At 36.0% G+C, this 26,054-nt stretch carries 13 protein-coding genes; 11 read left to right on the top strand and 2 right to left on the bottom strand.

Translation table 11 applies throughout. The features are described 5' to 3' along the window. Positions 1-696: 696 nt before the first annotated feature. Complete coding sequence (gene dnaE / locus F598_RS0100715; protein ID WP_019037087.1) at positions 697-5,058, top strand: DNA polymerase III subunit alpha; 4,362 nt, start codon at positions 697-699, stop codon at positions 5,056-5,058. Positions 5,059-5,283: 225 nt separating this feature from the next. Next, a complete protein-coding gene (locus F598_RS0100710) occupies positions 5,284-11,121 on the top strand; it encodes a T9SS type A sorting domain-containing protein (RefSeq protein ID WP_019037086.1) in 5,838 nt (1,945 codons plus the stop codon). Between the two features lie 61 nt (positions 11,122-11,182). Here F598_RS0100710 and F598_RS0100705 read toward each other — a convergent pair whose 3' ends face one another. Together F598_RS0100705 and F598_RS0100700 are read right to left on the bottom strand one after the other, a co-directional pair. Then, positions 11,183-11,602 (bottom strand): CBS domain-containing protein, encoded by a 420-nt coding sequence (locus tag F598_RS0100705; protein WP_019037085.1) that lies wholly within the window; start codon positions 11,600-11,602, stop codon positions 11,183-11,185. 368 nt (positions 11,603-11,970) lie between these two features. Continuing rightward, positions 11,971-14,328 (bottom strand): zinc-dependent metalloprotease, encoded by a 2,358-nt coding sequence (locus tag F598_RS0100700; protein ID WP_026302425.1) that lies wholly within the window; start codon positions 14,326-14,328, stop codon positions 11,971-11,973. A gap of 1,755 nt (positions 14,329-16,083) precedes the next feature. Here F598_RS0100700 and F598_RS0100695 point away from each other — a divergent pair. Genes F598_RS0100695 through F598_RS0100655 form a run of 9 tightly spaced genes read left to right on the top strand, consistent with a single transcriptional unit; the run spans position 16,084 to position 26,030 of the window. Next, on the top strand, positions 16,084-17,091 hold the full coding sequence (locus F598_RS0100695) for an NAD-dependent epimerase (RefSeq protein ID WP_019037083.1): 1,008 nt from the start codon (positions 16,084-16,086) through the stop codon (positions 17,089-17,091). A gap of 1 nt (position 17,092) precedes the next feature. After that, positions 17,093-18,580, top strand: coding sequence for an oligosaccharide flippase family protein (locus F598_RS0100690; protein WP_019037082.1), 1,488 nt, complete (start codon positions 17,093-17,095; stop codon positions 18,578-18,580). Next, positions 18,581-19,690, top strand: coding sequence for a glycosyltransferase family 4 protein (locus F598_RS0100685; protein WP_019037081.1), 1,110 nt, complete (start codon positions 18,581-18,583; stop codon positions 19,688-19,690). Then, a complete protein-coding gene (locus F598_RS0100680; protein ID WP_019037080.1) occupies positions 19,683-21,005 on the top strand; it encodes a glycosyltransferase family protein in 1,323 nt (440 codons plus the stop codon). Before F598_RS0100685 ends, F598_RS0100680 begins: the two co-directional genes overlap by 8 nt. Next, complete coding sequence (locus F598_RS0100675) at positions 21,005-21,892, top strand: glycosyltransferase family 2 protein (RefSeq protein WP_019037079.1); 888 nt, start codon at positions 21,005-21,007, stop codon at positions 21,890-21,892. Before F598_RS0100680 ends, F598_RS0100675 begins: the two co-directional genes overlap by 1 nt. Then, positions 21,876-23,000: a glycosyltransferase family 4 protein gene (locus F598_RS0100670; RefSeq protein ID WP_019037078.1), complete on the top strand. Its 1,125-nt coding sequence runs from the start codon at positions 21,876-21,878 to the stop codon at positions 22,998-23,000. Before F598_RS0100675 ends, F598_RS0100670 begins: the two co-directional genes overlap by 17 nt. Then, positions 22,997-24,106: an EpsG family protein gene (locus F598_RS0100665; RefSeq protein ID WP_019037077.1), complete on the top strand. Its 1,110-nt coding sequence runs from the start codon at positions 22,997-22,999 to the stop codon at positions 24,104-24,106. The genes F598_RS0100670 and F598_RS0100665 overlap by 4 nt, the downstream gene beginning before the upstream one ends. After that, positions 24,103-24,975: a glycosyltransferase family 2 protein gene (locus F598_RS0100660; RefSeq protein WP_019037076.1), complete on the top strand. Its 873-nt coding sequence runs from the start codon at positions 24,103-24,105 to the stop codon at positions 24,973-24,975. The genes F598_RS0100665 and F598_RS0100660 overlap by 4 nt, the downstream gene beginning before the upstream one ends. Beyond that, the gene (locus tag F598_RS0100655) at positions 24,972-26,030 is read left to right on the top strand and encodes a glycosyltransferase family 4 protein (protein WP_019037075.1); all 1,059 of its coding nucleotides are present in this window, start codon (positions 24,972-24,974) and stop codon (positions 26,028-26,030) included. The genes F598_RS0100660 and F598_RS0100655 overlap by 4 nt, the downstream gene beginning before the upstream one ends. The last annotated feature ends 24 nt before the right edge of the window (positions 26,031-26,054 follow it).

The following is a 26,054-nucleotide window of genomic DNA, read 5'->3' as shown; positions in this document are numbered from 1 at the left end:
TTTTGAATTTATGATTAATTGAGACTTTATGTCAGGCCTCTGTCCCTTAATCTCATTTATATCTGTCTTTACGATTTCAGGGCTTTGCCCCTGAATTTTGATATAAAATTGGAATGTAGAAAATGAGCTTTTCCGTTGATATCTTCGTAGTAATAATTTTGATGTAAACTAAAAAGTGGGACGTAAACCTAGTAATCTTTGCGCTTCGAGATATTTGATAATATGAGTTCTAGTTTGAATTAAAGTGACTCTTGCCTCTAGATTTTTATTTTAATAATTGTGAAATAAGTTTTAATTAGGGGCGAAAGCCCTGAAATCTTCGAAGAAAATAATTGTCACTCAAATTTCAATATAGGGGCGTTAGTCCTGACATCTTCATTGCAATGATTGACACGTAAATTCCAATGGAGGGGCGTTAGCCCTGAGATCTTGATAGATGGGTTGATGATGTTATGAAAAGGGGCAGAGCCCTGACATCTTTTACCCGAGTAAACAAAATAACTATTCTATTTCAGGATTTCAAGATCATTAGGGTATATAATTTAGCGTTTTTCTAAGCCTAAGACGCTAAATTGAAGTCAAATAAGGAATGAAAGCTTAGTGTCTAAAAGCATAAAATCTTTCAGACACAAATTCAGAATAAATCCTAATTTAACTTCTGTTTTTTGCTAATTTTATACCTCAAAACTTCGCTGCATGTATATCATTTTTGATACCGAAACCACAGGCTTACCCAAACGCTGGAATGCCCCTGTAACCGATACCGATAACTGGCCTAGAGCGATACAAATTGCCTGGCAGGTGCACGATGAATGGGGGAATTTGGTGGAAGCAAAGGATTATTTAATTAGGCCGGAGGGATTCGATATCCCTTACGATGCAGAACGAATTCATGGGATATCCACAGCCCTGGCACAAGAAGAAGGGGAGTCCTTAACTTACGTACTGGAGGAGTTTAATGAAGCCCTTCTGAAATCCAAATTTGTTGTAGGACAAAATGTGGGGTTTGATGTGAATGTGATGGGTGCTGAGTTCCATAGAACTCAGCTGGAATCGCCTATGGCCTCCATGCCTGTTTTGGATACCTGTACCGAGAAAACCGCACAGCTTTGTCAGATCCCTGGAGGTCGCGGAGGTAAGTTTAAATTGCCAACCCTCACCGAACTTCATCAATATTTGTTTGGGGAACCGTTTAGCGAAGCCCATAACGCTACAGCCGATGTGGAGGCAACAACACGTTGCTTTTTGGAGTTGATTCGTATTGGAAATTATAATGAAAAAGAGTTGCAGGCTCAGCCTGGTTATCTCCAAGAGTTTAAGGCTAAGTACCCTCAGCCTATTGAAAAAGTTGGTCTTAACCATGTCAATTTAAAAAAAGCGTCACAAAAGCTTAAGCAAAAGCAGGAGGCAAAATCAGAAGAAAAAACACCCTCTAAGGCGGAGCTTGATGAGAATCTGGTCCAGTTAAAAGAGTCGAGTTTTGTGCACTTGCATAACCACACACAGTTTTCGGTTTTGCAATCTACGACAGCCGTACCCGACCTTGTTTCAGCAGCAGCAAAGCACCAAATGCCGGCCGTAGCCATTACCGATCATGCCAATATGATGGGGGCTTTTCATTTTGTAAATGCTGTTAAAAAACACAATGCCAGCATTAAAGCTGATGAGGACAATGCCTCCCAGCCCATTAAACCCATCATTGGCTGTGAATTTTTCGTGTGTGAAGATCACCTGGATAAATCTCATAAAGACAACGGCTATCAGGTGGTCATTTTGGCTAAAAATAAAAACGGGTATCACAATCTAGCTAAAATGTCTTCGATAGGCTTTACCAAAGGTTTTTACTACGTTCCACGAATCGATAAAAAGGTCATCGAAACCTATAAAGAGGATTTGATTGTCCTTTCGGGAAGTATGTACGGAGAGATTGCCAGCAAGTTATTAAATATTGGAGAAAAGCAGGCTGAAGAGGCTTTGATGTGGTGGAAAGAAATCTTTGGAGATGATTTCTATGTAGAAATCATGCGACACGAGCAGGAAGACGAAGAAAGAGCTAATGAAGCTTTGATTCGTTTAGCCCAAAAGCATGATATTAATTTAGTAGCGACCAATAATACCTATTATGCCGAGCAGAAGGATGCCAATGCCCACGATATTTTGCTCTGTGTAAAAGATGGTGAGAAGCAGGCGACGCCCATAGGGCGAGGTCGAGGTTACCGTTATGGTTTACCAAACGACCATTATTATTTCAAATCTGCTGAAGAGATGAAATCCTTGTTTAAGGATTTGCCTGAGGCCATATCGAATACCGAAAAAATTGCAGAAAAGGTCGAAGCTTACGACTTAGCCAGAGATGTCTTACTTCCAGCCTTTTCAATTCCAGAGCGTTTTCTGGATGCTCAGGATAATGAGGATGGAGGCAAACGCGGTGAAAATGCGTATTTAAAACACCTCACTTTTGAAGGAGCCAAAGAACGCTACGGTGAGTTAAGTGAAGACATCAAAGAACGTCTGGAATTTGAATTATCGGTTATTGCCAATACCGGTTATCCTGGTTACTTTTTGATAGTTGAAGATTTTATACGGGAAGCCAGAAAAATGGGAGTCTCAGTTGGCCCTGGTCGGGGTTCAGCCGCGGGAAGTGCAGTGGCCTACTGCCTGAAAATTACCAATATTGACCCCATAAAATACGATTTGCTTTTTGAGCGGTTTTTGAATCCTGAGCGGGTGAGTATGCCCGATATCGATATCGATTTTGACGATGAAGGCCGGAGTAAAGTCATGGATTATGTCATCGATAAATACGGAGAGAATCAGGTGGCACAGATTATCACTTACGGTACGATGGCGGCCAAGTCTGCAATACGGGATACGGCCAGAGTTCTGGATTTACCTCTCTACGAGGCCGATCGTATCGCGAAGCTAATCCCGGACATGTCTAAGCTAGGGAAAATTTTTAGCTTGGATGAAAAGGGTCTTCGGTCGAAGTTTAGAACTGAAGACGTCGATAAGGTAATTGAACTGGTCGGACTTTCTGAGCAGGATTCTCCTGAAGCAGAAACAGTTAATCAGGCCAGGATTTTGGAAGGTTCTGTTCGAAACACAGGGATTCATGCCTGTGGAGTGATTATTACGCCAGATGATATCACCAAGTTTGTACCGGTTTCTGTAGCTAAAGATTCTAACCTATATGTCACACAATTCGATAACTCGGTAGTGGAAGACGCGGGTCTGCTGAAAATGGACTTTTTAGGTTTAAAGACGCTAACCCTTATTAAAGATACCGTCGAAATTGTAAGAGCTCGTCATGGCCTTGATTTAGATCCTGAAGCCTTTCCGCTGGATGATGAGAAAACCTACGAACTTTTCCAGCGTGGGGAGACTGTAGGGATTTTTCAATACGAGTCGCCGGGCATGCAAAAGCACATGAAAGATCTTAAACCGACAGTGTTTGAAGATTTGATTGCAATGAATGCCCTGTACCGACCTGGACCGATGGAATATATTCCTAGTTTCATTAAGCGTAAGCATGGAGAAGAAGAGATCACTTACGATTTACCTGTGATGCAAGAGTACCTGGAGGAAACCTACGGGATTACAGTATATCAAGAGCAAGTGATGCTATTGTCTCAAAAGCTGGCAAGTTTTACCAAAGGTGAGGCGGATGTCCTGCGTAAGGCCATGGGTAAAAAACTAAAGGATGTTTTGGCTAAACTGAAGCCTAAGTTCATCAATCAGGCGAAAGATAACGGTCATGATGAAGAAAAACTTGAGAAAATCTGGAAAGACTGGGAGGCTTTCGCCAGTTATGCGTTCAATAAGTCTCATTCCACCTGTTACGCCTTTGTCGCTTATCAAACCGCTTACCTCAAAGCCCATTATCCTGCTGAATATATGGCCGCCGTACTTTCTAATAATATGAATGACATCAAGAAAGTGACCTTCTTCATGGAAGAATGCAAGCGCATGGGCTTAGAGGTGTTGGGGCCAGACGTAAACGAATCCTATTATAAATTCTCTGTTAATAAAGATAACGCGGTGCGCTTTGGTATGGGAGCTATCAAAGGTGTTGGAGGCGGAGCCGTAAACACCATCGTAGAGCACCGAAAGAAGGATGGAGACTACCTGTCTATCTTCGATTTAGCAAAACGTATAGATCTGCGGGCAGCCAATAAAAAAGCTTTTGAAAGTCTAGCTTATGCTGGGGCTTTTGATAGTTTAGGAGAGGTACATCGTGCCCAATACTTCCAGGTGACTGATGGCGAACTCACGTTTTTAGAAAAGGTCATCAAATACGCCTCAAGATATCAGGACAATAAAAACTCGGCACAAGTGAGTTTATTTGGCGAATCCAGTGAGGTGCAAATTCCAGAACCGGAGGTGCCGCCTTGTGAGCCCTGGCATACTATGCGTACTTTAAAGGCTGAAAAAGAAGTAGTTGGGCTGTTTTTATCGGGTCACCCTCTGGACGATTTCAAGTTGGAGATCAAGTCCTTTTGTAATTCAGATTTAAGACAGATGTCTAGAATCGAAGAGCACATCAATAAGGAAATTAAACTCGCTGGAGTTGTAACGGATGTGAATCACAGAGTCAGTAAAACCGGAAAAGGCTTTGCGACCTTTGTCTTGGAAGACTACAACGAAAGTCATGAATTCTGGATTTTTGGGGAAGAGTACTTGAAATACAGACATTTCTTGATTCAGGATAATTTTGTGCACGTCAAACTCAAAGCGACTCAGTTTACGAATCGGGAGACCGGTGAACCAGGCCGAGTGCGCATTGGTTTTCTAGGCTTCAAACAACTCCAGGATGTGCTGAAGGAAAACGCTAAAAAACTGACCATTCAGATGGATGTCGCCGACTTAAATGAGGCTCAGGTGCTGGCTTTACAGGATTTATTTGCAAATCACACTGGAGACCATGTGCTGAATTTTGTCGTCTATGAAATGAAGGATAAAATTAAAATCCACATGCCCAGCAAAACTAAGAAAGTGAATATTTGCCCAGAATTGATTTCAGAATTGGAAGAAAATAAAATCAGTTACAAGCTTAATTGAAACCCTCGTTTTGTTGTTTACTTTAGTAAATGTCCTCCGGACAACCGGTATTCTAATTTGAACGTATATAGTTAAAATCAGGATTAACATATTTACTAATTATTGCTCTAGTTAACTTTTATTGCTTTATAAAGCTGATTTTGAATTAGATAGAGGCTTAAATTTGACCTTGTCGAGTTTAACTCAAACCGATTTTTCATATATTTGACCAAATTATCTTTAGTTATGACCAAACTACTACATCCTAGGCTTTTAGGCTTTTTCTTATTTTTCTTATTGGCTATTCAGTTTAATTACGCGCAGCAGGAAACTATACATTGTTGGGATTTTAATGGGACTTTTCCATTTACAACACCCGTAGGTACGGATAATAGGGTAACCGGTGATGGTTCAATCACTTATACTTTTAATCCTTTGAATATTGACGATTTTGGAGGGTCAACTACCAATGCTTGCTCCGGAAGTATTGCAGGAGAAGCTTTCGTTGTTAAAGATGATGAAGATAACGGCTCAACGGTGAGCTTTAATTTTTCCTCTGAAGGTTTTGAAGATTTAACTTTTTCATTTTGGACACAAAGAACAGGCACAGGCTTTAATAGCAATACGATTGAGTATTCTACAGGCGGTGCGTTTACAGAACTTCCAAGTGGCTCCCCTTATACACCTGTAACTTCCCCAGGTTCAATTTTATCTTTAGACTTATCTTCTATATCCAGTATTAATAATCAAAGTGATTTAGTTATAAGAATTACCTTTAATGGAGCTACTAGCGCTGGTGGAAATAATAGAATCGACAATGTTAAACTAGAAGGGTTTCCTATCAATGACGATGACTCTGTAGTGTTGGCTCCAACCACTCAGGAGCCCTCTAAGACTATTGTAGCAGCAGATGTTACATCTACAGTTTTGTCTGAGACCGTCTTAAATTTTGATATCCAAGACCTTGGAACGAGTGATGCTTTGTCGACAGATGTTGATCAAATGCGATTTGTTCCTGGACCTGATAACACGGCTAGTTGGTCAACGACTCTGCAAGATGTGATTGTGAGAGATGATTCAGGAGCAGAAATCCCTGGTTCTTCTACAATCACAGATATCGAAGTGATATTTACGCCAGACACCCCTGTAGAAGTTTCCAACGGAACCACTTCAAGCTTTTCGGCTGATATTGTTCTATCAACAGCAGGTGATATTGTAGATCAGAGCGTTATAGAGTTTCAAATAGAAGGTGAAAATTCTGGATTCACGTCCGATCCAGCAGGATCGCTGTTTAGTTCGTCTTTTACAGATATTACAGGTAATGAAGTAACCCTAGATGTGGTTTCTTCAGATCTTGCTTTCGCTCAGCAGCCTTCGGAAGTAGCGCTATTTGCTACCATGCAGCCAGATGTTGAGGTAGAATTTGTAGATGTGAATGGCAATCGAGATACAGACGCCACCGGAGCAGTAGAAATCACTTCCTCAGGTGATTTAAATGGAGTTACAGTGACTGAGTCTGCAGTGTCTGGAGTAGCGACCTTTTCAAGTTTGGTCCATAATACGTCTGGTACTGATTTAACTTTAACAGCAACTTCTACAGATCCATTTTCAGTTTTAAGTAATTTCTTTGATGTAATTTCCAACGATGAGACTTCTGAAGTTGTTTTTACAGGCACCCAAGTAGGAAGTGCAACTCTCATAGCAGCCAATTCTACAGTGAATTCTACACCTGTGTTTAATTTCCAGATTTCAGATTTTGGCAGCGGTGATGGCGTACCAACAGAAGTCAGCCAGATGCGTTTTGTGCCAGGCCCAGACAACACGGCCGACTGGTCCTCTACTCTTCAACAAGCAATTGTAAACGATAATACGGGTGCAGAAATACCAGGAACTTACAATATTACTGATTCAGAACTTATATTCACACCCGATGCATTTGTGACAGTTGGTGACGGAGCGACGGCTAATTTCTCTTTAGATATTATACTTGCTACGACTAACATTATTGATCAAAGTGTTTTGGAATTTCAAGTCAGCGCTGATAATACATCCGGTTTTATTGCGGATTTTACAGGTTCTCAATTCAATTCTAATTTTACAGGAGGTGATGTGATTGGAAATGAATTCACAATTGATGTTATAGCTACAGATTTTGCCATCTTACAGCAACCAACAGATGTAGAGGTGGATGCTTTTATCAATCCAGCGGTTCAGTTTGGTTATGTCGACGCCAACGGAAATATAGATACTTCAATTACCACAGATGTAAGTTTAACTTCTAGTGGAGGAACCTTAGTCGATCCACTGTCGCCAGTTCCAGCTGTGGCGGGTGTAGCGACCTTTCCGAATATTGCATATTCTGCAGTCGCTACCAACCTTTTCTTAACAGCAACGACTACTGAAGCTTCGGTGAGTCCATCCTCTTTAGATACTGATTTATTTGATGTGGGCACTCCAGTAATCGCTGTTCAGGATTTTGATGGCACTTCCCCTCAATGGAACTATTCTACCAGTATTCCAACCTTTGATAACGGATGGGGAAATGGATTTTTTGGAGTGATAAACTCTGGGGATGCTTCTCCTCTTGCAAGCGGTAGTTTTGTCGATAATATATTCGGAGAAAACGACCTAAATGATAACAATGGCGATGGCACTTCTGGTATAGCGACATTAAACTTTGAAACGGTTAATATTTTTGGGTTTACAGACGTTAATTTAAGTTTTGACTGGGAAGTAAATGGTTATAATGCCTCAAGTGACAGTTTAGCCTACGAGGTGTTTTTTGATGGTGTTTCTCAAGGTGAAGTTTTATTATATGAAGGAGGGGTAACGTCCCCAGATTCTGGCACAGTATCTATACCTGTAGACCCAGGAACAGAGGAAGTTTCGTTTATCTATTATATCCAAAATGACGGACTAACTGGATATTCTGGATTAGATAATGTAAAACTGACTGGAAACTCCAATGCCAGAGATTCTGACATAACGGCGCCTGGCACTCAAATACCTTCGGGAACACTCATAGCAGATCTAAATTATGAATTGGCTGAAGCTGAAGAGGTCTTTAGCTTTGACATTGTCGATTCAGGGAATTTTGATGCCTTACCAACTACGGTCACTAGACTTAAATTTGTAGCTGGAAGTCTTAATTCTGCTGACTGGTCTGATGTTATTCAGGGAATTTCAATTACAGACGGAAGCGTGAACAGCCTGGATTTAATTGAAAGTGATCCAAACTTAACTATTACTCCAACTGAACTCATAGTAGATATTGTAGTAGATCCTAATGATATATTTTTGGTGGCTGATGGCACCTCTAAATCCTATACTCTGAGTCTGTATTTAAACCAAAGTGGTATTACTGATGAAGAAGCGATTCAGCTGGCAATTGCTGAAGGAAATGAGGACCAGCTAGCCAGTAGCGATGGTTCAATCTTCTCTAACTCTATTTCTGCTTTTGAAGGCAATGACTTCTTAATTGATGTGGTTGGAGACGGGCTCGAATTTATTGTACAGCCTACAAATACAGTCTTAAATGAGAATATGGTTCCAGCGGTTAGAGTGGCCGATACTGACGCCAACGGTAACCTGGATCTTGATAGCGTAGGGGAAACTGTTTCCATTAGTTCCACAGGAAGTCTGATTGGTGACCCCGTGACCAATACAATTGATGCCGCAGGCTTTGCTAACTTCAATACCTTACAGCATGATGCGCTAGGATTTAATTTGACTCTTACAGCAAGTGTTACAGGATTCACCGATGTGGATAGTAACGAGTTCAATATTAGTTTTGAAACTGATCTGTTGATCTCTGAGGTGGCAGCACCTTTTGATAGCGGTTTTACAGATAGTAACTTAAGATTCGTGGAACTATTTAATATGAGTGTTGATACATTGGATTTTTCAGACAAGTCTTATTATTTGCACAACGCCATAAGTGGAAATAGTGTTCAATTAACAGGTATTTTACCTCCGAAATCTTATTATATCGTAAGCTTTGCAGATGCAACGACATTTTCTGGTGTTTATTCAGGCATAACACCAGATCTACAAAGCTCGAGTGTGATCACTTCAGATGGAGTTGATGCATATTACTTATCTGTTTTAAACACTGAGGCTTCCTTAGTGGATATTCACGGAACAATAGATAATAATGGAGGAAAGCCTACCTGGGATTACAGTGATGGAAGATACTACAGGGATATTCCCAACATCAGAAATTCCAATCCAATATATGATGAGGCTGGCGAATGGATAAAACAGGACCTTATAACTGAGGCAGATCCAACTCCTGGAGTAGGGGATAATGATTTTGTATATAGCAACGATACCGATACCTGGACCGCTGTTGGGGTTGGAGACTCTCCGGATAATGTAGACCTTGGTATCAATAATGCTAAAAGTATCTTTGTAGAAAATGGCACGGCTACTTTAACTGCCTTAAGCGAAATTTCCGATGTAGTGGTAAGAGAGGGGGCGACCTTAATTATTGAGGATGCGATAACACTCAACGGAGATTTTGCAAATTTTGGTAAGGTGATTTTTAGAAGCACAGAGAGAGAAACGGCTGCTTTAGGAGAATTTGACGCAGTCAATAGGAGTTTGGTAGGAACGAATTTTGAAATTGAACGCTTTATTCCAAGTAATAATAGAGCTTTCAGGTATTTATCTTCTTCTGTCATTTCTAATGAATCTATTAACGCTAACTGGCAGGAAGGAGTGAACAATACTCAGTCTGGCGACGTTAACAATATTGATCCAAATCCAGGTTTTGGAACCCATATTACAGGATCTACAGATGGTTCTAACGGGTTTGATGCGACATCAACTGGTAATGCCTCCATGTATGAATGGAATGCCACAGGACAACTTTGGAATCCTATTGCGAATACAGATGCTACAAATTTTACTCCAGGTAAGGCTTATGCTTTATTGATAAGAGGGGATAGGTCTACAACCTTAAATTCTAATACAGCTGTAGGTCCATCCACGACTTTAAGAACAACCGGCAGGCTTGTAGTAGGATCTAGAGGCGTAAACGATGTGTCTTCGGTTGTTGATGAGTTTAATTTTATAGGAAATCCTTATCAAGCTAAAGTTGATATGACTTCGCTTCTTGGAAGTGGAAACTCGTCTGGAGTCAATTCTCAGTTTGTTTATATTTATGATCCAACCTTAGGAGATATAGGGGGCTATGCTACTGTAGATTTGAGTAACGGTACACCAATTCCTTCAGGTTCTGATGCGGATCAATTTTTAGACCCTAACCAGGCCTTTTTTGTAGAAACAATAAGTTCTGGAGCTACCCCGGCTGTAGTCTTTAGGGAGTCTTATAAAACTACAGCAACAGGAAATAATGCAACATTTAGTCTTCCAGAAGATACCTCAGACCTGTCGATTAATCTGTTTTTTGATGATTCGGAAACTAAAGCTGTTGACGGAGTCAAGGTGAAATTTAGACCTGGAGCAAATAATGCTAAAGATACGTTGGATGCCACTAAAATTTGGAACTACAGGGAGTCAGTAGCGATTAACAGGAATCCAAAGTATATGGCTATTGAAACGAGAGGCATGCCAAGCGAACAAGACAGTATACCATTATATTTTGGGGGTGCTACAAAATCGGCTTACCGATGGGAAATTAATCCTAAGCACCTTACAACTGCTGAGGCCATCTTATGGGATAAATACTTAGAGACCGCTATAGAGCTAACAACTGATGAAACAACAATCTATTCATTCACTCTAGATAATTCCATTCCAGAGTCCACTGCGACCGATAGGTTTGTGATCAGGTTTGAAAATGTGACACTTGGAGATGATAATTTTGATTTTGAATCTTCGGTTGTAGTGTATCCGAACCCGATTAATAACAATCGATTTAGCATTTCTCAGAATATTTTTGAATCTAAAGCCGTCAATATTCAACTTTATGACCTTCAAGGCAGAGAGGTAATGAATCAAAGTTTAAACAATACTTCTACTATTGAAGTCAAATTAAACGAGGATATTTCATCTGGAGTTTATATCCTGAGATTAACAGATGGAATGTCCAGTCAATCTGTAAAATTAATTGTAGAATAATTTTGAAAAGGATGAAACTAAATAGGGCGTAAAGATTATCAATCTTTACGCCCTATTTAGTTTACTTACATCTCGAATTGTAATGCCGAATCATATCGGTAGTCGTGAGAATACCTACAAGTTTATCTTGATCCACGACGGGCAGGGCGTGAAATTTTTCTGAGATAAATAGATCAGCTGCTAATTCTATAGGGTCGTTTGCATTGACGTAAGCCACTTGTTTAGACATCACCTGTTCCAGAGTAAACATATTGTAAACGGTGGTTTCTATGACATCCCCAACGTCATCTGTAGCATCTGCATAAGAAATTCTCAAAAGGTCATTATAACTCAACATTCCTACAATATGATCACCATTAACCACCGGGAGATGACGAATATTATGTTTTTTGAATAAGGATTCTGCCTTAGTCAGTTCATCACTAATGTTGAGTTTGACGAGATTTTTAGTCATTAATTTTTTAATAGCTGTCGTTTTCATAATGATAAGTATTTGAAATCTTCTTAAAGATCTCAAACCCATTAATAATTAGCTATGACATTTATCAGTATTATGAGAATTTATGGGTTCCGGTTTAAGCGTATCTTCCTAATATTTAAAATGATACAAACAAAAAAAGCAAGACCACAAAGTCTTGCTTTTTCATTGGAACGGTCTCAAAATCAGATGAAATTTTGATACACTAGTTCATGGTTTAGTTATACAAATATCATTTTTTAATCTGACTTTGTATTACGGTTTAACCGTACAATTGGTACGGTTTTAGCTCTATTTTTGCGCTCAAATGTTAAAATTTAAAAGTCAAATTTTTCAATGATTTGTATTTCAAACTTATTTAAAGTGTTGTTTTATAGTTTTTTATACGTATAATTCTTATTGTTAATCGCGTCTTCAATCATTTTTGCCATATACTTATAATGTGCATTTAAGGCTTTATTTCCAGTATCGGTTTTGGAATTAAAATCAGATAACAGTTCTTGTTGTAGAGCCAAAGCATGACCTCTAAGCTCCAAGGCTAAGTCTTCATCCATTTCTAAAGTGATAAGCTGATGTACCATATGCTTTTGTAACTCGCGTTCAACAGCATCTGGTTCTGTTCTCGAAGTGATGATATCTTTAGTTAAGATGTCAAGCAGTTCTTTTGGCGATAAACCATTGCCAGGAAGCGATGAGTTCGCGTCCCACATGCTGTTCAGTTGATCGGCATCAGTCATTCGATTCAACACACCTTTAGTGAGCTGTATAAGCGTTTCTAATTTACCTGTTCTTGCAAACTTAGAAACTAGCTCTTCGTCATTTAGCCAATACTGTGGAGTCCACACATTTTCATTGATGAACTCTAAAGCCTCTAGCTGATCTTCTTTGGATACCACTTGATAAGGAATGCCTTCTTGTCCTTTGTGTAATAAGGTTTGATGTACTCCACCAACAGAAGCCACTACATGATAGATGTATCTTCTGTAAACCCCTAGTAATTCACCGTGAAGTTCCTCCAGGTCATCGTAGTTTTGCCCCGTAGGGGTCGTCCACTCTTCCAGGTTTTCAGCAACAATTTTCAAATTGCTTAAGCCGTAAGTACTTGCCTTTACAGAGTTGTCCCCAATGTCTTCCGTTTTGGCATCCGGATCGTTTCCACGACCACCAAACATATATAATGGGTCAGTACTGCGTTCATCTACGAATTTTTTTAAAATTTTCTGATCTTCTTCTGGTGAGCTATCAGGGAAATAACGATAGCCCCATTCAATGGCGTAATCATCGTAAGGTCCTAGCTGTCTGACGAAGCGAATGTTTTCATCACCTGGCTGGGCTACATAATTGTACCGGGCATAATCCATAATCGTGGCTGCAATCCCCATTTTCTGCGTGAATTCTCCAGACCTAAGGGACTCCACGTCATAAGCAGAACTGGCTTTCATATTATGAGGTAGTCCTAAGGCATGACCTACTTCATGAGAAATGACGCGACGCATCATTTCCCCGATTTCCTCTTCAGGTGTGTCTAAGGTTCTCGCTTTAGGATTAGCTGCACCAGTCTCCAATAGGTAACGATTTCGGTAAGATCTTAAATGATTGTGATACCAGATGATATCCGATTCGATGATTTCACCCGTTCGAGGATCAGAAACACTAGGTCCTGTGGCATTTCTAGTGGTAGAAGCAACATACCTAACGGTAGAGAATCTGACATCTTCCGGGCTAAAGTCAGGATCTTCTTCTGGAGTTGGAGCGACTTTCGCTTGGATAGCATTTTTAAAACCTGCTTTTTCAAAGGCAGTATTCCAGTCTTCAATACCCTGAATAAAATACTTTCTCCATTTTTTTGGGGTTGCTGGATCCAGATAGTAAACGATAGGTTGTTTGGGTTCGGTCAATTTACCTCTGGCATAAGCCTTTTCGTTTTTAGGTTTTAATCTCCAGCGTCTAACTAATCTGACTTCATCAGATTTTAGGGCGTCTGAGCTGTAATTGTATTTTCTTAAGCCAAACCAGCCCACTCTGGAGTCTTCGTAACGGACTTTCATAGGGTTTTCAGGTAAGGCAATGATCGAATGGTTCACCTGAAAGGTAAAGGTATTGGTAGAATTTCCTCGAGGTGGTTTACTTGTAGGAAACGTAAGGGTGTGCGTGATCTCTGTGTTACGTGGAAAACTTTTTACCGAATTGATACGGCTTCTTTTATCGTCTACCCTTCCAATTTTATATTCTGTTTTTAATCGGTCTGGAATAATATTGAAAGAAGGGGAGTCTGCATTAAAAAAAGAAGAGACTTCTATAACGATGTCCTTTCCTTCTTCAGATTTGATAGGGAAGGAGGCTAAAATAGGGTTGAGGTTATTTTGAGCCACACTTAAGCTAATCGGGTCTTCCTCGTCAGCCACATTGGTGGTTAAGACCTGCACCAAATCGATAGACTTGCCAACTTTAACAAAGTGAATCATCTGCTCCGAGGTCTTGGAGCCTGCGTTTCTGTAAGCTGAATAGTTAGCGGGCAGCTGCTTAAGGCGGGTCACCATAAGTAGGTCTTTTTCCAACACTTCTTCTGGGAATTTGAAATAGAGTTTATCATCTTCAAAATAAGAGGTGATAAGGCCTTCGCTTTTAGGCATGGTCTCTAAAATGGAATCTAATTTTTTAGCGTCTTTATCCTGTGCCACACCTACTTGAAGGCTCATGGCAAAGACAAATAGTAATATATATCTCATAAATCAATTTTTTTATAGGACTAAAGATAAGGCTTAAGGTTTAATTTTTGTCGGTTGTCTGTTTTTCAATTGACTGTCAACAGTTTACAGTTGACGGTTTGTAGAGTGTAGAGTCCTAAATAGAGTTGACTAGTAAACCGGTTGACTATTTCACAATTCAAAATTTACGACTACTCGATTACACGGATAGGTGAAAAGAGTTCGTGAGTTTATGAGTTCTTGAGTTTTTAAGAGGCTTAGAAGATAAGAATATCAATTAATAGTTCTTAATTCATAATTTAAAATTGATTAGTCTGTCATCCTGAAGGAAAAGCAACACAGTGAAGGAGCTATTTTATCGCAATTAGATTCTTGGCAATCAGTTTTTGAGGTGTTGAGTCCGCGAGTGGAGAGCAATAAAATATGAAATTCTAAATCTCAAATCTGATTTTTGAAATCCAAACTTGCCTACTTTTTTATGGAATTACCAACACTGATTAATGATTCACCATAAAAAAACTTTGTCTATCGACATTTCCCTCAGGGAAAACGGTAAACTAATATGAGGATAATCAATTCTTTGCCTCAACCCTAAAGGGTGACTTATAAAAGGTTTTAGGTGATAGGAAATAGGAATTAGTAAAAGTAGTTTTTGAGTCCGTGAGAGGTGAGACAGAAAATTTGAAATTCTAAATGTCAAATCTGATTTTTGAAATCCAAACGGGCCTATTTTTTATGGAATCACAACACTAATTAAAGATTCATCATAAAAACACCCTTAGTCTATCGACATTTCCCTCAAGGGAAAACGGTAAATTAATATTAGGATAATCAATTCTTTACCCAACCCTAAAAGGTATAATTATCTCTATGGATTTTTATTTATATCCAACACAAAAAGAATGACAGCAATAATCACATTGAAAGCTTTTAAGTGATAAATAAATCAAAAATAACTAAGGCGTTGAATTGAAAAAATAAAAGTATTAAGGTCATTTCGATACATCACGCAATAAGCGTGACACTCAATGACCAAAAACCATAAGTTTTAATTAATAATTTAGAATTAAGTTCAGACTCCCCACTTTACCACTTTACTATTCCACTACTATACAATTCATCGAAAAACGCTAAACTGTTGACAGAAAACCAAAAACTGATTTAACCAGTACACAAGTCTATTAGTCTACCAGTCCACCAGTCCACTAGTTACTATTTCACCCTCGACTCCTCGACCATTTGACTTAATCTCCCCAACTACACCATTACACTACTATACGACTACACGAACAAACGAGCAGATAAACTTCCCTGACTAGAGTTGACCAATATACCAGTCTGCCGATCTACCGATACACCAGCTCACTCCTTGACTCCAGACCCTTTGACTAAATCTCCCCAACGATACCATTACACGACTATTCGACTAATCGAACAAAAATACTTCGAAATTCCTTTGGTTTTTTTTAAGAAACTCACCTACTTTGCAATAGCCTATTTAATGATGTATTGAGTGCTAAAACCTAAGTGTTTCCCTAAAATATTGATTTAAAAAAGCTGTTCGTTGAATCGCTTTGAGACGGTTTTACGTAAATAAATTTAAAGTGCCACAGTGACCTTAAAATGGGACTCACTGCGGCGGAGCCGTACCATGAAGTGAGTAGCAATGAGTGAAAAGTTGGCCGTTGCCAGTTAACCGAAACGAAAAAAAAATGACCAGTCACAAATCACTATTCACTGTCAATTGAAGAGTGTAAACTATAAACCAAATTAAAAATGAAAACCATCCTTGTTACTGGAGCCGCTGGCTTCATCGGTTTCCATTTATGCAAAAAGCTTCTCGATTTAGGGCATAAGGTCATAGGTCTTGATAACATCAATGGATACTATTCCGTGCAACTTAAACTCGATAGACTGAAGGAACTTGGAGTAGAAGAGGTGTTTGAAGGGCATTTAGTTTCAAGTCATACTTATGAAGATAAGTTTCAGTTTATAAAATTAAATCTAGAAAATAGGAACGAATTACCAAGACTTTTTGAAAAATTTGATTTCAATGTGGTATGTAATCTAGCTGCCCAAGCAGGAGTTCGTTACAGTATCGAAAACCCTGAAGTCTATGTAGATTCAAATATTGTGGGGTTTCTTAATTTACTAGAATGCATGAGGCAGCATAAAGTTAAAAAATTAGTTTATGCTTCTAGTTCTAGTGTGTATGGGAATAATAGTAAAGTACCATTCGAAACTTCAGATTCGGTTGATCAGCCGATCAGCCTGTATGCAGCTACTAAAAAGTCCAATGAATTGATGGCTTATACTTACAGTCATTTATACGATTTACAGATTATAGGCTTACGCTTTTTCACGGTTTATGGACCGTGGGGAAGACCAGACATGGCTATGTTTTTATTTACAGACGCCATTTTAAAAAACAAACCCATTAAAGTATTTAATAACGGAAACTTATCTCGTGACTTTACTTATGTCGATGATATTGTAGAAGGTGTTCAAAAGACAATTTTACAAAATCAACCTAGTCAAAATAATTATAGCCTATACAACATTGGCAACGGCAGCCCGGTAAAATTATTGGATTTTATCAAAGCTATTGAAACCATAACTGGCAAAACGGCAAAAAAACAAATGTTCCCCATGCAACCTGGAGATGTTGCTCAAACTTGGGCAGATACAAGTGACTTTAAGAAAGATTTTAATTACGAGCCGAATACAGATATAAAAAAAGGAGTAGTTAGTTTCGTAGAGTGGTATAGAAAATATTATTTGTGAATTGAATACCTACAAAAAAGCAGCTCTTCTTTCTTATATAAAATTGAGTATAACGAATATTGGAGGAATAATTATAACCCCATATATTATCAAAATGCTTGGTAATGAAGAGTATGGGCTTTACACTTTAATTGGGGCATTTGTAGGATATCTATCAATTTTAGATTTAGGTTTAAATAATGCAATAGTTAGATATGTTGCTAAATATAAAGCACAAAAAGACAAGAAGGGAGAAGCAAATTTTTTAGCTATAAGTTTATTGATATACGCTGGTATAGGTGTATTATTAGTGCTTTTTGGTATCATTTTCTACTTCAATGTGGATAATTTATTTAGAGACACATTAAACTTTGAACAGTTACAGAAAGCTAAATGGATGCTTATTATTTTGATCATCAATCTTGGTTTTACACTACCTGGAGGAGCATTCACTGGAATTTGTACAGGTTATGAAGCTTTTGTATTTCCAAGAATACTTTCAATAGCAAAGTATGTACTTAGGGTGATAATGGTTGTTGCTATACTCAATCTTGGAGCTGATGCTTTAGGGATAGTAATCTTAGATAGCATCCTCAACCTAGGATTTATTCTTGTGACTCTATGGTATGTGCTTAAAAAGCTGGATGTAAAATTTAAATTGAAAAAATTTGAATGGGTTTATGTCAAAGATATTTTTAGTTACTCGATATGGATATTCATTTTTGGTTTGGTTTACCAGTTTCAGTGGAGGTCAGGACAGGTTATTTTAGGAACTCATCTGGACACAGTAACTGTGGCCATATTTGGCATCGGAGTGATGCTAGGAATTTATTTCACAACATTTGGGAATATAATAAACCGATTAATTTTACCAAAAGCAGTAAAAAGTGTTTTTAATAACTCCACTCCAAAGGTTCTTACTGAGCAAATGACAAAAGTAGCTAGAGTTTCACTCTTTTTATTATTGTTCGTATTTGGAGGCTTCGTGGTCATAGGAAAAGACTTTATTGAACTTTGGGTCGGCCAGACTTACCAAAATTCCTATTATATAGCATTGTTAATTATGGTAGTCTATATCATGCCTATAGCTCAAGGTTATGCACACAGTATTCTAGAAGCTAAAAAACTTTTGAAATTTAAAACATTGAGTTTTTTAATTGCTAGTGTTCTAGGTTTGATAATTGGAGGCTATTTATCCTATTCTTATGCCGAAATAGGCATGATTATTGGCTTAGTGATTCCACTATTTTTGTTACAGTGGGTAATAATGAACTTATATTATTTAAATAAAATTAATTTAAATATTCACAGCTTCTTCAAAGGAATATTTTCAATTTTACTCGCATTCACTTCGCTTATTTTAATCCTTAATTACATATATAGTATGTATGAAGTAAGCTGGTTAAATTTTATTCTTAAAGCTATTATATACTCTCTTTTTGTTATGATTATATCTTATCTATTAATGAATACATATGAAAAAAAAATAATTTCCAATAGATTGTCATAAATGAAAATACTTCATTCCATAGATGAATTAAAAATGGGCGGTGCACAAACTCACCTCTTAACTATTATAAAAGATTTAAAAAAACAATATCCAGAGGATAGTCATTATATATACGTGTTATTCGGAAAAAACGAATTTGAAGTTGAGACTGAAAAATTGAAAGTAGATGTAGTTGAATTAAATTTAGAAACCTTATTTCAAAAAAGACAATTTTTAAAAGCTTACAATAAAGTAAAGAGTCAATTAAAGATCTTAGAACCTGATGTAGTTGAAACGCATTTAACCTGGTCAAGATTATTAGTTAATACAGCAGCTTTTAGATTAGGTATAAAAAAACGAATTGGCTTTGAACAGGGTGATATCTATATGAATTCTCTAAAGATGAGATTTTTGAATTATTTCTCTCAATTCATTTTCAAAAAAATCATTGTATGTAGCGATGAATTGAAGCAATGGGTAATTAATGCACATAAAGTTAGTGCTTCAAAATTGAAAGTGATGTACAACTGTGTTGATTTATTCAAATTTAAGCCGGAATCAGATAAAGACCTAAAAAAATATCTAAATCTACAAAAAAAATTGCCTAATTACATGTTCATTACGGTGGGTTCAATGGGAGAAGGAGTCAATAAACGTATTGATGTAAGTATAAAAGCCATAGCTGAATTGAGAGAAAAGAATATTGACGCGGGATTAGTGATTTGTGGCGACGGTAAAAACAGGCAAAAACTAGAAAAACTTACAACAGAGCTTTGGATTGAAAACTCAATTTTATTTTTAGGAAATAGAAATGATGTGCATCATATAATGCCACATTGTTATGCATATGTGCATAGCGCACCTTATGAACCTTTTGGCATTGTATGTATTGAAGCCATGGCTAGTGGACTACCTGTTATTCTACCAAATTCTGGTGGCATACAAAGAATTATTACCAATTCAATTGAAGGTTATATTTACGAAGCTTTAAACCATAGTAAGTTAGCCAAGAAAGCAGAACTTTTAATTAATTCTGATGATTATAATTTGTTTTCAAAAAATGCTTTAGACAAGGTCAGCGAATACAGTGTGGAGAATTATACTAATAAATTATATAGGCTGTATGAATAAAAAGATCCTCATTATAACACCCTTTTGTGCTCCAGAATCTCATGCAGCTGTCTTTAGAGCACACAAACTTGCAAAATATCTTAAAAAAGAAGGCTGGAAACCACAAATATTAACAGTCGATACCAATTATAATTACAATGAAGATCCTGCACTCTTAAATGAACTTGAAGGAATATCGATTCATCGTACTAAATATATAGAACCAAGTCTTAGAGGATTGTATATGTGGTTCACTGGCAAAGACAGAACTTATAAAACTTTAAAATCAAAAGCGCATTATCAGAATAAACAAGATTTGAAATCTGATGAATGTCATGTTAAAAAAACATTCTTCAGAAAGACTTATAACTATTTATTAGAAAACTACCTAAAGAAACCTGATCGATTTTGGACTTGGAAAAAATCTGCAATCAAAAAAGCTAAAGAATTAATAGAAAAAGAAGGTATACAATTTATATATACAACCTGTTTACCTTTTACAACCAATCAAATTGGTATAGAATTAAAAAAAACAACAGATATAAAATGGGTTTCAGATTTTAGAGATCCTATTACTTATGCTAAAAGAATGCACTCTGATGTCTTTCATGTATATAAATTACAGAAGCAAATTCAAGACGATACGTTTAAATATGCTGATCATATTACGGTGTTGTCGTCGTCTTATGAATTAATTTTTAACGATCAATATGAAGGAGAATATAACTACAAAATATCATTTATACCTACAGGAATAGATGACTCCTATATACCTTCTTTAAACAATAAAAAGAAAAATGAAATTATTTTTGTTGGTGAATATTTAAAAGAATATGAAGACCATTTTTTTAGAATCTATAAAAAAGCAATTCAGGGTAACCAAGATGTCCCAAAGATTAGAATGATTGGAAATATCGAAATTAACAAAAAACAAGTATCATCATACATTAAAAAGCTCAACATTGAAGATAACATCATCTTTGAAGACCATATGCCACAAAATAAACTATACGAATTTATCAACAACTCCAGATACGCATTAATTCTAGTTGGTAATAAGACTCATTGGTGGAACAATTTTGCGAAGCTGGTAGATTATATTGCTCTTCAAAAACATGTTATTGCTTTAGTACCTAATATAAGTGAGGCAAAAAGTGAACTTGAAAAAACAAAATCAGGAATTTTTTTAACTGATAATGACACTAAAAATATAGGAATACTAAAACGAGTTTTTGATAAAGAAAATAGCGAAGAAGAAATTGATACAGATTATTGCAAACGCTATCTAGCCTCATCACAAACAAAATCGTTTGTTCAAATTTTTAATAGTTTATAATGCAAGGTTTTTCAATCATAATACCCACACTTAATCGTACGAAATACCTTCTTAATACATTAAAAGATTTAGTTGTTCAAGATTATAAAGATGAATTTGAAATTATAATTGTTGATCAATCTAAACAAAAAGATGAAGAAGTTATAGATTTTTCAATAAAACATGAATCTGTTAAGTATCACTTTGTTCAGCATTTTAAGGGTTTGCCTGAAGCTAGAAATTATGGAGCTAAACTGGCAAATTATGAATATCTTTTATTTTTAGATGATGACATATCCTGTGGTAAAAATCTTTTGAGTGAGCATTTAGAATCATTCATTAATAATAATGTAGGAATTGGAGCTGGTGGTATAACAGAAAAAAATAAACAAAATATAAATTGTAAAATCGGTAATTTTTCCTTTGTTACAGCAACACCAACAAGGGGTTTTCATTCTAAAAACTCTAAAGAAGTTTTTCATGCAGGAGGAGGTAATTTTTCTGTTAAAAAATCGATTTATTTTGAAGTAGGAGGTATAGATGAACAACTAACTAAAGGTGCAGCACTTTATGAAGAAACAGATTTTTGCTTAAGAGTAAGAAAAGCAGGCTATAAAATTTGGTTTAACTATGATGCACACGTTTTTCATCTAGCAGCAAAAACTGGAGGTTGTCGTGTTCCTGAAATTGATAAGTATATTTTTTCTCTGTCAAGGAATCGAAGTTTAATAATCAAAAGACATCTGCCCTGGTACAATCAAATGACCGCCAAGTTATTCTTACTCAAATTAGTATTAGCCTATATTAAAGCTTATAAATCAAAATCAATTTGGCAATCCTATTTATCGGGGAAAAAAGAAGGTCAAAAACTAAATCCAAAGGATATTAAAAATGAGCAGTTTGCCTAAAAAGTTGCTCATAATATCTTACGATTTCCCGCCATCCACAGGAGGAATCGCCAGACTATGTCATGAAATAGCGACACATATTCAAAGCAATTATGAGTCTGTTGAAGTCTTAACTTTAGAAAAAAATAAGGTATCAGTTCCTTATAATGATAATCCTGAAATTAAAATTAATTATCTGCCTAGCAAAAGGATTTTATCAGAAGTAAAAGCACTCCAATTTTTAAAAAAATGGAAACATAAACCAGAAACAGATGTTATTTGTGGAACCTGGCATCCGGATGCGGCGCTTTCGATTTTTTCAGGATTTAAAAATGTGTTTGCATTAGCTCATGGTACAGAATTACTTTATGGTCAAAGTAAGTTTAGAAAATACCTTTGGCTACCATTTTACGCTAAATGGATTTCAGGTAAATCAAAGAAAGTTATAGCAAATAGTCAGTATACCAAAAATCTAGTACTCAACATAAATCCCAAAGCCGAAGTGATAGCTTTACCTCTGGGTGTAAATCCTGAGTTTTTTTGCCCAAAGCCAAAATCCGATTTAGTTAATCACAAACTAAAAATCTGTACGGTGTCCAGAATACTTCAATTTAAAGGTCATGACTTTATTTTAAAGGCTTTGAGTGAACTTCCTGAGAGCTACAGAGACCAAGTAGAATGGCATATTGCGGGGAGTGGACCTTTTTTAGAGGAGCTTATAGAACTTGTAAATGAAAGCTCTATCAAAAACCAGATTCAGTTTCATGGTTTTGTCAAGGATGAAGACTTGCCTGCATTTTACAGTAATTCAGACTTGTTTATTTTAGCAACAAGAGAAACAAAAGAATCCACTCAGGTGGAAGGTTTTGGTTTAGTCTTTCTTGAAGCGCAAGCCTGTGGTACACCTGTTATTGGAACCAATACTGGAGGGATTCCCGATGCTATTGAATATAAAAATGGAGGTTGGTTAATAGAACAGGATAATCAATATGAATTATCTCAGTTAATCAAGCAACTTATTGACAACTCCGGCATACTAAAAGTGCAATCTAGATTAGCCAGAGAGCGAATCTTGCAAAAATGCAGCTGGCAAGTGTATGTTGATAATTTAAAGCAAATCATCCAGTGATTCCTGTTGAATATTATACAACTGCATATTATGTAACATTAAGCCTTGTGCTGTTGGTGTTTTTTTTACCTCGTCTAATTTTTAAACCAATCGATTTCAAAAGTGATACCTCGTTAAAAATTTTCACATTTATAATATTAGCAATATCTATTCTATTTATAGGACTTAGAGACCCTGTTGGTAATTGGCGTTATTTAGGTGATACTAGCACTTACACCAGAATGTTTGAGCAAATCAAAAATGGTAACCGAACAGAATTTGCAAAAGATATTGGATTTTACCTGTACATGAAACTGATTGCATCTTTTGCAAACATTAAAGTATTTTATTTGATTACTGGTTTTATTTACGTCTATTTGCCATATTTAACTTTTAAAAAGTGGTTTAAAGACAAAGCCATTTATGTATTAATTGCTTTTGTGGTCTCCATGTCCTTTTGGGCCTTTGGTATTAATGGGGTAAGAAATGGTTTAGCAACTTCTATCTTTTTGTTTTCATTGAAATATTATGACAAAAAATGGCTAATGTTTGCTCTTATGATTTTATCAGTCTTTTTTCATAAAGCTATGCTATTATCTTTTTTTGCTTATTTAGTTTCGGTCTTTATAATAAAGATTGAAAAAAAAGCATTAGTATTTTGGATAATATCCATACCCTTGAGTCTTTTATTTAGAAATCAACTTGAAAATTTAACCGAGTTTGTGTTTAGTACAGATTCTATAATTCAGGATGAAAGGGCTTCTACTTTTTTTTCAGATGAAGGTCAAAACCAACTTGTTTCTGGACAATTTAGAATAGATTTTATCATATATAGTGCTATCGCTATTTTTATTGGCTACTGGGCAATTGTCAAAAAAGAGTTTAGTAATACACTTTATAGGCTATTATTTAGAACTTATGTTATTGCCAACGGTATTTGGATTTTATTGATTTACGCTCCTTATACCAATAGAATTGCCTATTTATCCTGGTTTTTGATGCCAATAATTTTGACTGTTCCTTTTATAAGTGACTTAAGTATTGATATATTAAGGAATAAAGAAAAATTAATTTATGTTATTTATGGCAGTTTAGCTTTTACAATTTTTATGCAGTTTGTAATATGATTACAGTATTTACACCAACTTATAATAGAGCAAAACTTTTACCTAAATTATACAAAAGTCTTTTAAATCAAATCAATCAAAATTTTGAATGGTTGATAGTTGACGACGGTAGTTATGATGGAACAGAAGGTTTGATTAAGAGTTTTGTTAAGGAAGATAAAATTGAAATAAGATATTTCAAGCAGAAAAACTCTGGTAAGCATATCGCTATAAATAAAGGTTTAGATTATGCAAATGGAGAGTATTTTTTTATAGTAGATAGTGATGACTACTTAATTGATGAATCAATTGATAAGATATTTAAATGGTTCGAGAACGCCGAGAATAAAATAGCAGGCGTAGTGGGTAGAAAATGTTTTCAAAACTCTGAAAAAATCGGCTCAAAATTTCCTAACCGTAGTTTTTATTCTAACCACGTTCAAAAAACTTATAAAGACAATATTAAAGGGGATTTGGCAGAAGTTTATAAAACTGAAATAATGAGACAATATAAGTTTCCTTGTTTTAGAAATGAAAGGTATGTAGCTGAGGGGTTGATGTGGAATCGTATAGCAAAAAAATATAATTCTTTCTTTATTGACGAATGCATATATTTAGCAGAATATCAACTCGATGGATTATCATCAAATTCTGTAATGTTAAGACACAATAGTCCTCAATATTCGAACCTTTTCTATACAGAGCTTTTGGAATATAAAAGTTTACCATTTAAAATTAGAGTTAGGACGTATATTAATCTTTGGCGTTTTTCATTCAACAAAGTCTCTTTATTAAAGAAAAATATTAAGAGTATAACTTTAGTTTCTTTAGTTACTTTACCAATTGGTTTATTAATTTTTTTAAAAGAAAAAATCAATAATTATAAATGAAAATCGCTCAAGTCGTAAATTCGTTAGATACTGGTGGTGCGGAAAAGTTAACAATTGATTTTAGCAGACAACTTTTAGAAAAGGCTAAACATGTAGATTTAATTGTACTCAAAAAGACTAAAAGTATTTTTGATTTAAGAGGTTTAAACATTAAATTCCTGAGCAATCATTCACTTTACAACCCAATTTATATTTTTAAGTTAGTTAAACATTTAAAGAGTTACGACTTGATTCACGCACATTTGTTTCCAACATTATATTGGGTCGTATTAGCAAAATTATTCTCTTTCTCAACAGCAAAGCTAGTTTATACAGAACATAGTACAAGTAATAAAAGAAGGCATAAATTCATATTTAAAATCTTAGATCGTATTATATATTCCTTTATTGATGAAATTATTTGTATTACTGAAGCTTCCAGAATTGAACTCAATAAACATTTGAGCAGAACAAATAATATAGCAGTGGTTAAGAATGCCATTATTCTTGAAAACTATAGTAAACAAAGCAGTTATTTTGACTTTTTTAAAGATAGTTTTAGACTAATACAGGTTTCTAGCTTTAGAGAACAGAAAGACCAAATGACTGTTTTACGCGCTATGATGCTTCTGCCTAATTCAATAAAGTTAATTCTGGTTGGTGATGGACCTTTAAAATATTCACATCAGAAATTTGTTAAAGAAAATAATCTATCGGATAGAGTTGTTTTTTTAGGTAACAGAAAGGACGTCTCAGAACTGTTAGGTTATAGTGATATTGTTATTCAATCATCTCATTATGAAGGCTTTGGTTTAACTGCGCTTGAAGGGATGGCTGCAGGAAAACCTGTTGTAGCTTCAAATGTAGAGGGATTAAATGAAGTTATTGGTAATTATGGGATACTATTTGAAAAGGGAAATCATAGAGAGTTATCTAAGTTAGTTATGAATCTATATTCTGATAATGAGTACTATAGAAAAATCAAAACTAATTGTTTATTAAGGAGTAAACATTTTTCTATTGAAAAAATGACGGAAGAATACATCAAAATTTATAATAAAGCTTTTTCGGCTTGAAACTCATCCGCCTCACCACCGTTC

This window comes from Psychroflexus tropicus DSM 15496 (assembly GCF_000378765.1).
Classification (GTDB): domain Bacteria; phylum Bacteroidota; class Bacteroidia; order Flavobacteriales; family Flavobacteriaceae; genus Psychroflexus; species Psychroflexus tropicus.
This window is presented reverse-complemented; position numbering and strand designations above follow the sequence as displayed.